8 protein-coding genes are annotated in these 11,767 nt (G+C 45.5%); 6 read left to right on the top strand and 2 right to left on the bottom strand.

What is annotated here, in order from left to right; all coding sequences use genetic code 11:
• Positions 1–8 precede the first annotated feature (8 nt).
• On the top strand, positions 9–650 hold the full coding sequence (locus GZK95_RS00355) for a DUF2959 domain-containing protein (RefSeq protein WP_075710479.1): 642 nt from the start codon (positions 9–11) through the stop codon (positions 648–650).
• Positions 651–665: 15 nt separating this feature from the next.
• Here GZK95_RS00355 and GZK95_RS00350 read toward each other — a convergent pair whose 3' ends face one another.
• Both GZK95_RS00350 and typA read right to left on the bottom strand, forming a co-directional pair.
• Entirely contained in the window at positions 666–1,208 is a 543-nt protein-coding gene (locus GZK95_RS00350; RefSeq protein WP_075712905.1) for an AAA family ATPase, read from the bottom strand.
• Between the two features lie 88 nt (positions 1,209–1,296).
• Positions 1,297–3,129 carry a translational GTPase TypA gene (gene typA, locus GZK95_RS00345; RefSeq protein ID WP_075712907.1) on the bottom strand — a complete coding sequence of 611 codons (1,833 nt, stop codon included), beginning with the start codon at positions 3,127–3,129 and terminating at the stop codon, positions 1,297–1,299.
• A gap of 563 nt (positions 3,130–3,692) precedes the next feature.
• Here typA and glnA point away from each other — a divergent pair.
• The 5 genes from glnA (at position 3,693) to add (ending at position 11,721) form a co-directional block, all read left to right on the top strand.
• The gene (gene glnA / locus GZK95_RS00340; RefSeq protein ID WP_075710473.1) at positions 3,693–5,102 is read left to right on the top strand and encodes a glutamate--ammonia ligase; all 1,410 of its coding nucleotides are present in this window, start codon (positions 3,693–3,695) and stop codon (positions 5,100–5,102) included.
• Positions 5,103–5,387: 285 nt separating this feature from the next.
• Complete coding sequence (gene glnL / locus GZK95_RS00335; protein ID WP_161987181.1) at positions 5,388–6,437, top strand: nitrogen regulation protein NR(II); 1,050 nt, start codon at positions 5,388–5,390, stop codon at positions 6,435–6,437.
• Positions 6,438–6,487: 50 nt separating this feature from the next.
• The gene (glnG, locus tag GZK95_RS00330) at positions 6,488–7,891 is read left to right on the top strand and encodes a nitrogen regulation protein NR(I) (protein WP_075710469.1); all 1,404 of its coding nucleotides are present in this window, start codon (positions 6,488–6,490) and stop codon (positions 7,889–7,891) included.
• A 195-nt stretch (positions 7,892–8,086) separates the two neighbouring features.
• Positions 8,087–10,624, top strand: a complete 2,538-nt coding sequence (gene gepA, locus GZK95_RS00325) for a phosphodiesterase GepA (RefSeq protein ID WP_075712909.1) — start codon at positions 8,087–8,089, stop codon at positions 10,622–10,624.
• Positions 10,625–10,719: 95 nt separating this feature from the next.
• On the top strand, positions 10,720–11,721 hold the full coding sequence (gene add / locus GZK95_RS00320) for an adenosine deaminase (protein ID WP_075712911.1): 1,002 nt from the start codon (positions 10,720–10,722) through the stop codon (positions 11,719–11,721).
• The last annotated feature ends 46 nt before the right edge of the window (positions 11,722–11,767 follow it).

Below are 11,767 nucleotides of genomic sequence, written 5' to 3'. Positions count from 1 at the left end.
TTTTAAAGATGCCTTACATTCTTGCGATGCTTCTGGCACTGACGACCTTAACAGGCTGTCAGTCGACTTATTACGCAGCCATGGAAAAAGTTGGCGTGCATAAACGCGATATTATGGTCGATCGAGTCGAAGACGCGAAGCAATCTCAACAGGAAGCACAACAAGAGTTTACCAGTGCATTAGAAGCTCTGTCAGCTCTAACCAATTTTAATGGTGGTGAACTGGAAACGGTTTATAACCAAATTAACGACAAATATGAAGCGAGCGAGAGCGCAGCGCAAGATGTCAGTGATCGTATTGCGGCGATTGAAGATGTTTCTGAAGCGCTATTTGCAGAATGGGAAGAAGAACTGAGCCTATACACCAGCGCTTCTCTGCGTCGCTCTAGTGAGCAAAAGCTACGTGAAACCCGCACGTCATACACCACCATGATTAAGGCGATGCAACGAGCTGAACAACGCATGACCCCAGTGTTAAACGCGCTGCGAGACAACACGCTCTTCTTAAAGCATAACCTAAATGCGAGTGCGATAGGCTCTCTACAAGGTGAGTTTGTGAGCTTAGAGAAAGAGATTGAACAAGCGATTAATCAAATGAATCAAGCCATTGATGAATCAGATAAGTTCCTCAACAAACTGCAAGCGAAGTAATCGACGTAATTCGCGTCAAGATAGCGTTTCTGTCGAGAGTGCTAAGGTACTCTCGATAAATGCAGCTCTCTCTTCGAGCGTTCCCCAAGGCACTTCCACCACTTGATAGCCCAACTTCTGATAGATTGCCACCAGCGCATCGTGAATCGCTAATGCGCCATCAAATGGGTAGGGACGCACATCATCTTGCACATAGATAGCCTTATGTGGGCGACAAAAAAACACCTGCGAATGATAGCCAGCACTCGCTTCAATATAGCGCGCATCAATCTCCAGCTCAGCCTCAGCTAAATAACCACAAATATCTGGGATCGCACGATCTAAAAATGCCACTGAGTGCTGCGCCGCTTGTTGCTTTTGCTCACCCATATGAGTCAAACACAAATCGGCAAATCCCGGCAGATCATGCCAAGGCAAAATACCGTCGACCAGTTGTGCCTGTTGCTCAATTAAGGTACGAGAAACCTCTGCAAACGTGGCGTAACCGCGCGCGGCCAGATGGTTAACTATACTGGTCTTCCCTGCTCCAGGGCCCCCAGTAATAATGATTGGTAACATCTACTCTCCTTACAAACACCGCTGTTACGCAGGTATAAAAAAGGCCCTGAGAAATATCAGAGCCTTTCGACAATCGACTAGCGATTAATTATTTTGCATCACGTGAAGCACGTTTACGATCGTTCTCAGTCAGGTGACGTTTACGAATACGAATGCTTACAGGTGTTACTTCTACTAGTTCATCATCATCGATGAACTCAAGTGCTTGCTCTAGCGTGTATTTGATCGCTGGAGTCAGTACTTGTGCTTCATCTGTACCAGATGCACGAACGTTCGTTAGCTGCTTACCTTTCAGACAGTTTACTGTTAGGTCGTTAGAACGGTTATGAATACCGATTACTTGACCTTCGTATACTTCGTCAGCGTGCTCTGTAAATAGACGACCACGTTCTTGTAGGTTGAACAGTGCGTAAGTCAGTGCTTTACCCGTTGCGTTCGAAATTAGAACACCGTTGTTACGTTGACCGATAGTACCGCCTTTGTGTGGGCCGTAGTGGTCAAATGTATGGTAAAGAAGACCAGAACCAGAAGTCAGTGTCATGAACTCAGTTTGGAAACCGATAAGGCCACGAGAAGGCATCATAAAGTCCATGCGTACACGGCCTTTGCCGTCTGGAGACATATCAGTCAGTTCACCTTTACGTAGACCGATAGCTTCCATGATACCGCCTTGGTTTTCTTCCATAACGTCGATAGTTACAGTTTCAAACGGTTCTTCTAGGTTGCCGTTTTCATCACGCTTGATGATTACTTCTGGACGAGATACTGCTAGCTCAAAACCTTCACGACGCATGTTTTCGATCAGGATAGATAGGTGAAGTTCACCACGGCCTGATACGCGGAAGCGATCTGGGTTGTCGGTTTCTTCAACACGTAGTGCAACGTTGTGTACTAGCTCTTTTTGTAGACGCTCAAGGATGTTACGTGAAGTTACGAACTTACCTTCTTTGCCTGCAAATGGAGACGTGTTTACTTGGAATGTCATCGTTACTGTTGGTTCATCAACAGATAGCGGAGTCATTGCTTCAACGTGGTTTACATCACAGATAGTGTCAGAGATCTTAAGTTCACCAAGACCTGTGATCGCAATGATGTCACCAGCGTTTGCTTGCTCAATGTCATGACGCTCAAGACCTAGGTAGCCCATTACCGTACCAACTTTACCGTTACGTTTCTTACCGTCAGCACTTACGATAGTGACTTGTTGGTTAGGACGTACTGTACCGCGAGTTACACGCGCCACACCGATAACACCTACGTATGAGCTGTAATCTAGCTGAGAGATTTGCATTTGTAGTGGACCATCTAGGTCAACTTCAGGTGCCGCTACTTGCTCAACGATAGTTTGGAATAGTGGTTCCATGTTCTCGCCAGTTTCGCCTTCTTCTAGTGTAGCCCAACCGTTAAGTGCTGATGCGTAAACTACTTTAAAGTCTAGCTGTTCATCAGTTGCACCTAGGTTGTCGAATAGGTCGAACACTTGGTCCATAACCCAGTCAGGACGAGCACCAGGACGGTCAATCTTGTTGATTACAACGATTGGCTTAAGGCCGTGAGCAAATGCTTTTTGTGTTACGAAACGCGTTTGTGGCATTGGGCCATCAACTGCGTCAACGATAAGTAGTACAGAGTCTACCATCGACATAATACGTTCTACTTCACCACCGAAGTCCGCGTGTCCCGGAGTATCTACGATGTTGATGCGGTAGTCATTCCAGTTAATTGCTGTGTTTTTAGCAAGGATGGTAATGCCGCGCTCTTTCTCGATGTCGTTCGAGTCCATGACTCGCTCTTCAGCTTCACCGCGAGACTCTAGCGTACCTGATTGTTGAAGTAGCTTATCAACCAGTGTGGTTTTACCGTGGTCAACGTGCGCGATGATCGCGATATTTCTTAATTTATCAATCTGTGGAGTAGCCATGGATATGATTCACTTAATTAAATGAAATGCCCCTAATTGGGAACGGGTGCTCCCTAGCGACATTTTCTGATTAAAAAAACGGCCATAATGTACCAGATTTTGGCGAAAAACCTAGAAATATGTGATCTATCCTGAGGTTTTAAGCAGTAAATTGAGATTTGCGTAACCTAAAAAAGCGTAAAGTCTCAATACATCCTAAGCATAGCCAACATCCGACGTCGTTATTGGTGTTTTTTTAATCAGCACACATACCAAATTCATCGTTCTGTCGTTGACATTGTTGAGCAAGATCGGCTGAATGAACGAGTTAGCTATGCGCCAACATTGTGCAAAGCTTTAATTTGCACCATTTTAGTGCAATAAAGGATCAATGTGGTGCAACAACTCGGTCAAATCACACCACACTTAAACCAAGTTACTGTAATTTAAAGATTTAATTTTTTGGCACGGAATTAGCTAAAGTAATCACAACATAATTTATTAGCTCAAGAATCACCTTACTGTTGAGATGATTTACCGCTCTGAGCTGCAAACCGCTTTAATAACACTGGAGGTTATCCAAGATGTCAGTAGAAAACGTTTTATCGCTGATCCAAGAAAACGAAGTTAAGTTTGTTGACCTACGCTTTACTGATACAAAAGGTAAAGAGCAACACATCTCTATTCCTGCGCACCAAATCGACGCAGACTTCTTCGAAGAAGGTAAGATGTTTGATGGTTCTTCAGTGGCTGGCTGGAAAGGTATCAACGAATCTGACATGGTGATGATGCCTGACGCATCTTCAGCTGTTCTTGACCCATTCACAGAAGACGCAACGCTAAACATCCGTTGTGACATTCTTGAGCCTGCAACAATGCAAGGTTACGACCGTGACCCACGCTCAATCGCTAAGCGTGCCGAAGACTACATGCGCGCAACAGGTATCGCAGACACAGTTCTTGTTGGTCCAGAGCCAGAGTTCTTCCTATTTGATGATGTGAAGTTCTCTAACGATATGTCTGGTTCTTTCTTCAAGATCGACGACGTAGAAGCAGCGTGGAACACAGGTTCTGAAATCGAAGGCGGTAACAAAGGTCACCGTCCTGGCGTGAAAGGCGGTTACTTCCCAGTAGCTCCAGTAGACTCTTCTCAAGACATCCGTTCTGCTATGTGTCTAATCATGGAAGAAATGGGTCTAGTCGTAGAAGCGCACCACCACGAAGTAGCGACAGCGGGTCAAAACGAAATCGCAACTCGCTTCAACACGCTAACGACTAAAGCGGATGAAATCCAAATCTACAAATACGTAGTACACAACGTTGCACACGCATTTGGCAAAACTGCGACATTCATGCCTAAGCCACTAGTAGGCGATAACGGCTCTGGTATGCACGTGCACCAATCTCTAGCAAAAGATGGCGTTAACCTATTTGCTGGTGATAAGTACGGCGGTCTATCTGAAACAGCACTTTACTACATCGGTGGTATCATCAAGCACGCTCGCGCAATCAACGCGTTCGCTAACCCATCGACTAACTCTTACAAGCGTCTAGTACCAGGCTTTGAAGCACCAGTAATGCTAGCTTACTCAGCTCGTAACCGTTCTGCTTCTATCCGTATCCCAGTGGTACCAAGCCCGAAAGCTCGTCGTATCGAAGCACGCTTCCCAGATCCAGCGGCAAACCCATACCTAGCGTTTGCATGTCTACTAATGGCTGGTCTTGACGGTATCAAGAACAAGATCCACCCAGGCGAAGCAATGGATAAAGACTTGTACGACCTACCAGCTGAAGAAGCAGCAGAGATTCCAAAAGTAGCTGAGTCGCTAGAAGTTGCACTGAAAGCACTAGATGAAGACCGTGAGTTCCTAACAGCAGGCGGCGTATTCTCTGATGACTTCATCGATTCATACATCACATTGAAATCTCAAGATGTAGAGCGCATCAACATGGCGACTCACCCACTTGAGTTTGAAATGTACTACTCAGTGTAATCACGAGTTAGTTAGAACGACTGGGCTCGCCATTCGGCGGGCCTTTTTTTTGCTTTCAAAGCAGAGAAAAACGCCTTTCACCTAACTGATGTTCGGCAAGTAAATTGCATTACTCTTTGTTACTGGTGAGAAGTTGCAAATAGTGGTGATGTTTCTCACCAGTAATGTGCAAAAGTATGGTGAGAACATGCCATTTTGCACAATTTGTCGCTTTCTCTCATAGAGAATTTAGTAAGGATTAGCGATAATGCACCAATATAGTGCATTGCAAGGATGGAGACTTCGGTGAGCTTTGAGTTAGATACGACTATTTTAAATCATCAAGTAACGGCGGTTCTGATCATGAATGAATCGCTTAAGATACGTTACGCCAACCCATCGGCTGAACAACTATTCTCGCAAAGCGCCAAACGCTTAATTGATTCCCCCTTAAGCAAACATATCCAACACGCTTCTCTCGATTTAGCGCTACTTTCACAACCACTACAAAGTGGGCAAAGTATCACTGATAGCGATGTCACCTTTGTCGTCGATGGTAAGCCATTGATGCTGGAAGTCACCATCAGCCCTATTACATGGCAAAAAGAACTGCTGCTTCTGGTCGAAATGCGCAAAATTGACCAGCAACGCCGATTATCGCAAGAGCTCAATCAACATGCCCAGCAACAAGCCGCTAAACTGCTTGTTCGTGGGCTGGCCCATGAAATCAAAAATCCCCTTGGCGGGTTACGTGGAGCAGCCCAACTACTGGAACGCTGTCTGCCCGATCCGAATCTCAAGGAATACACTCAAATCATCATCGAACAAGCTGATCGTCTACGCTCTTTGGTTGACCGCTTGCTTGGTCCACAGAAACCAGGCACCAAAAGTTGCGAGAACTTACATCTAATTTTAGAGAAAGTCCGCCAGTTGGTTGAGCTGGATATCGATAATCAGGTCGTCATTGAGAGGGATTATGATCCGAGCTTGCCGGATATCATGATGGATGTAGAGCAAATTGAGCAGGCACTACTTAATATTGTCAGTAATGCAGGGCAGATACTCTCCAAGCAAGAACAGGGACAAATTACCATTCGCACCAGAACAGTGCATCAAGCCAATATTCATGGGCAACGCTACAAGCTGGCCGCTCGTATAGAAGTCATCGACAACGGCCCAGGGATTCCGACCGATCTGCAAGATACGCTCTTTTACCCAATGGTGAGTGGTCGCGAAGGCGGAACAGGCTTGGGGCTATCAATATCACAGAATTTGATCGATCAACATAAAGGCAAGATAGACGTAGAAAGCTGGCCAGGACATACCTGCTTTACGATTTATCTGCCAATCAAGTAACACCATTGATAACAATCTCCATTTAACGCACGGCTGTGAGGAACAAAAATATGAGCAAAGGAAACGTATGGGTCGTCGATGATGACAGTTCCATTCGCTGGGTGATGGAAAAGACACTCTCTTCAGCCAATATTAAATGCGATACCTTCGCCGACGCCGAGAGCGTGTTACTTGCTCTAGAACGTGAAACCCCAGACGTACTGATCTCAGATATCCGTATGCCAGGGATTAGCGGCATAGAACTGCTTAGCCAAGTTCACGAGCAATCACCCGATCTGCCGGTGATTATAATGACTGCGCACTCAGATCTAGACGCTGCGGTCAATGCCTATCAACAAGGTGCTTTTGAATACCTACCCAAACCCTTTGATGTGGATGAAACTTTAACCTTGGTTGAACGCGCCATCGCCCACAATCAAGAGCAACGCCAGCAACAAGCAAAAGCCGATGCACAACTGCAACCAACACCTGAAATCATTGGCGAAGCGCCATCAATGCAAGAAGTGTTTCGTGCCATCGGACGCCTGTCACGCTCATCAATATCAGTGCTAATTAATGGCGAGTCTGGTACGGGCAAAGAACTGGTTGCACACGCGCTTCATCGACACAGTCCACGCGCACAAAATCCATTTATTGCGTTAAACATGGCTGCGATTCCCAAAGACCTCATTGAATCAGAGCTCTTTGGTCATGAAAAAGGGGCTTTCACTGGCGCAAATAGCGTACGTCAAGGGCGCTTTGAACAAGCCAATGGCGGCACACTGTTTCTGGATGAAATTGGGGATATGCCGCTAGATATTCAAACCCGTTTACTTCGTGTTTTGGCTGATGGGCAGTTCTATCGTGTCGGTGGGCACTCCCCCATTCGTGTTGATGTTCGAATCGTGGCAGCAACACACCAAGATCTCGAAAAACTGGTACATAAAGGTGACTTTCGCGAGGATTTGTTCCACCGCCTCAACGTTATTCGCATTCAAATACCAGCCTTGCGCGAACGTCGACAAGATATAGAGAAATTGGCATTACACTTTTTGCAACTAGCCTCTGAAGAGTTAGCCGTCGATGTAAAAACCCTACATCCCTCAACCATAGAAACCTTATCCAAACTCGACTGGCCGGGTAACGTGCGACAGTTGGAGAATATTTGTCGTTGGTTAACGGTTATGGCGAGTGGCAGTGAAGTCCTCCCCAATGACCTTCCAGCTGAACTGCTTGAAGCCAAAACGGTTAGCAGCTCTAGTACTGACGGAGGCTGGCAGCAACATCTCACTCAATGGGCCAAACACGCTCTTGCCAGTGGTGAAACCGAACTATTGAACGCGGCACAACCGGAGTTTGAACGCATTTTGCTGGAAGTGGCGTTAGAGCATACCAATGGACACAAGCAAGATGCAGCGAAAGTGTTAGGATGGGGACGTAACACCTTAACAAGAAAGCTAAAAGAGCTTTACTAAACGCTCTGTTCTGTCATTTTAACTCGGGTTTCACAACCCAAAATCAGCACTTTTTTGTCAATTCAAGGACAAAATTAACCTATTCTCTAGAATGATAGATCTGTCAATTTCTTATGGCGGGTGTCTACAAACCACTCGCCTTATCGATTAAAATCGATACAATTACAGTACATCATATTTAAAGAACTGATATTAATGTCACTTAACACTCAATTTACGTTAAGAACAGCGGTGGTTTTGCCTTTTTTGTTGATATTTCTGACAACGTTTACGGTGCTCACCGTCGTGCAGAACAACAATTATGAGAAAATGGCCTCGGATGTCAGTCGAAAACAGCTGTCTGCATTGAGTGAAAACGTCGAGCTTGAACTGTCAGCCTTCCTATTCCAACCGATGCAAGCGAGCTTAGCGCTCAGCCACAGTATTGAACTCCATCATCTGTACAAACCCTATGATGTCTCAGCAATTCAAAATACGATGTTGAGCAAATTTCGCGACCTGTATAGTCATGTCCCACAACTCGACAACATCGGCTTTGGCGGACAAAACGGTGAGTATGTAGGCCTACGTAAAGAGACCTATGATGAATACTCTCTCATGCTGCAAGATCACCTTCATCAACGAGGGTTGGTGATCTATCAAGGCCATGAGATCAGCAACAATATTCGTTCTGTAATTAAAGATTACGACCCACGCTTTCGCCCATGGTACAAGCCATATGCTGGCATTAATGACTCACGATGGTCACCAATATATGCCAACGCAGATGAACGCCAAGAAGTGACTCTTTCCGCTACCGAGCCCGTCTATTATGGCAACACTTTGCAAGGGGTTGTTGTTAGTGATGTTAAACTGAGTACATTCAACACATTTTTAGGTCAGCAACAGAAAGATACTGGTGCGGTCATCTTTCTGTTCGATGAATCTCGTCGTCTTATCGCTCATTCAACTGGCGGCAGTATTATCTCTTGGGGGACGACACATAGCCTTAAAGGGCAGCGTTTGCTTGCCTCAGAAAGCTCTCATCCAGTGATCCAATCCAGTGCTAGTTACTCAGATTCTTATGCTCTGAGCCAAGCCCACCGCCTGTTCACCACTTATGTTGAAGGTGAGCGATATTTTCACCTCGTTACGCCATATAAAAACGCCGAAGGGCTTAACTGGTTTATTGGCGTTTCAATCTCTGAACATGAGCTGCTTGGCTCAATGCTCGATCATCAGCATGAGAGTTGGCTAATTGGCTTTATCGTCAGCTCTGTTGGCATCATACTTGGCTTGATTGCCTTCAATCGAACGGTGACACCGATAACCTCCACCGCAAATGCAGCCAAGCAACTTGCTCAAGGCAACTGGGACAGTGAACTGCCAAAACCAGGTAACGTCTATGAAACCTCAATGCTCGTTCACGCCTTTAATGAAATGGCAGATAACCTTAAAGCGTCATTTTATGAGATTAGCAACCAGCTTTTATATGATTCGCTGACGAAACTGTATAGCCGAGAAGGTCTGGTCAATACTTGCAGCAAGCTGGAGCAGTTGGACGGCAGCCTTATCCTAATTGGTATCAATAAGTTTAGGCATATAAACGACAGTATCGGTCATCTCTGTGGCGATCAATTGCTGGTGATCGTTGCTGAGCGAATGAAATCAACATTTGAAGACGATGCTTTAATCGCCCGTATTGGGGGAGATGAGTTTGCTATCTACCTACCGAATGTACAAAGTAGCGAAGAGATCTCTTTCGCAATAGCACGTATCCAACAGATGTTTGCCGCTCCATTTTGCCTAATGCAAGAGAGCATTGTGCTTCAAGTCTCACTCGGCGTGGTTAAAGATCACCAACAAGAAACCATGACAACATGGTTACGCAATGGCAGCATCGCTTTAAGTAATGCCAAGCAAGAACAGGCTTCTGTAAGCTACTACAAGCCTGAGATGGCAGATAAATCACGCAATAAAACCCGCATGCTCGCGAAAATAAAGCAGGCAATAGAACTGCAAGAGTTTGTTCCCTACTATCAGCCGATCGTCGACATTCAATCAGGTAAAGTGATTGGTGCTGAAGCCTTGGCTCGCTGGCTATCCCCCACAGAAGGTTTGATTTCACCTCTGGAGTTTATTCCTCTGGCAGAGGAGAGCGGCTTTATTTCTTCAATCGGTGAAATGGTCTTGTCCAAAGCATGTCACGACGCCGTTCTAGGGATGCAACAAGGAAAATGGGAGCAAGATTTCCACTTACATGTCAATCTGTCCGTAAACCAGTTATCACAAGCAAAACTGGTTGAGCAACTGACCAAAGTTCTCACCGAGTCTAAACTGCCCGCTCATAACCTGACGTTAGAAATTACCGAATCTCGCTTGGTTGACAACGACCCTGTGACGATTCAAAACATGCAGGCGATCAGAGATCTCGGGATTCAAATCGCAATTGATGACTTCGGCACTGGCTATAGCTCTTTAGCCTATTTGCATAAATTACCCTTTGATTGCCTTAAAATTGATCGCACATTCGTCAACAAATTGGATCATGACCATCTCGACACATCCATTGTTGCAGCAATCATTAACATGACGCGTGGCATGAAAGTCGACATTGTTGCTGAGGGTATTGAAACTCATGAACAAGCTGAAATGCTCAAACAACTTGAGTGTTCACAAGGACAAGGTTTCTTATATAGCCGCCCAGTTCCTTTTGAACAATGGCCAACAAATTTAGTTAACATGAAGTCGTAATGGCCAATTTTCACTGATTTTGCCGTTATATTGGGCTGACACTCAGTAATTTGCTTCTTATACTTAGCTCAAATCACACAATTGAGCTAAGTATAATGATAACTAAGAATTTGCCCCTCACCGATCTCCACCGCCATCTTGACGGAAATATCCGTACTCAAACTATTCTTGAGTTAGGCCAAAAGTTTGGCGTTGCTTTACCAGCGAACGACATTGCAGGTTTAACCCCTCACGTACAAATTGTTGAAGCGGAGCCTTCTCTGGTCGCTTTCTTGTCGAAACTCGATTGGGGTGTCGCTGTACTAGGCGATCTTGACGCCTGCCGCCGTGTCGCTTATGAGAACGTGGAAGATGCACTTAAAGCACAAATTGACTATACCGAGCTGCGTTTTTCACCTTACTACATGGCAATGAAACATAATCTTCCTGTCGCAGGCGTTGTAGAAGCTGTCGTTGATGGCGTTAAAGCGGGTGTTCGTGACTTTGGCATCAAAGCGAATCTTATCGGTATCATGAGCCGTACATTCGGCACAGAAGCTTGTCAGCAAGAGCTCGACGCAATCCTGACTCAGAAGGACCATATCGTTGCTGTCGACTTAGCAGGTGATGAGCTAGGCCAACCAGGTGAGCTCTTTGTTAAACACTTTGCTCAAGTAAAAGATGCCGGCCTTAACGTTACAGTACACGCGGGTGAAGCGGCAGGATCGGAAAGTATGTGGCAAGCCATTCAAGAGCTAGGTGCCACCCGTATTGGTCATGGCGTAAAAGCTATTCACGATCCTAAGCTAATGGATTACTTGGCAGAGCACAAAATTGGTATCGAGTCGTGCCTAACCTCAAATATTCAAACTAGTACCGTTGAATCATTAGCTCACCACCCACTAAAACAGTTCCTTGACCATGGCGTGATGGCTTGTATCAATACGGATGACCCAGCGGTAGAAGGTATTGAGTTGCCGCACGAATACGAAGTTGCAGCACCACAAGCAGGGCTGACAGCAGAGCAAATTCGCCGAGCGCAAATCAATGGTCTAGAGCTTGCCTTTATCTCAACAGAAGAGAAACAAGCTCTGAGAGAAAAAGTGGCAGATCGCTAACTCATTACGGAATGCATAAGATTTAAACCGATACTTTGTATCGGTT

The sequence above is a fragment of the Vibrio panuliri genome (genome assembly GCF_009938205.1).
Lineage (GTDB): Bacteria > Pseudomonadota > Gammaproteobacteria > Enterobacterales > Vibrionaceae > Vibrio > Vibrio panuliri.
The sequence above is the reverse complement of the archived record's forward strand: the minus strand, read 5'-3'. Positions and strand labels throughout refer to the sequence as shown.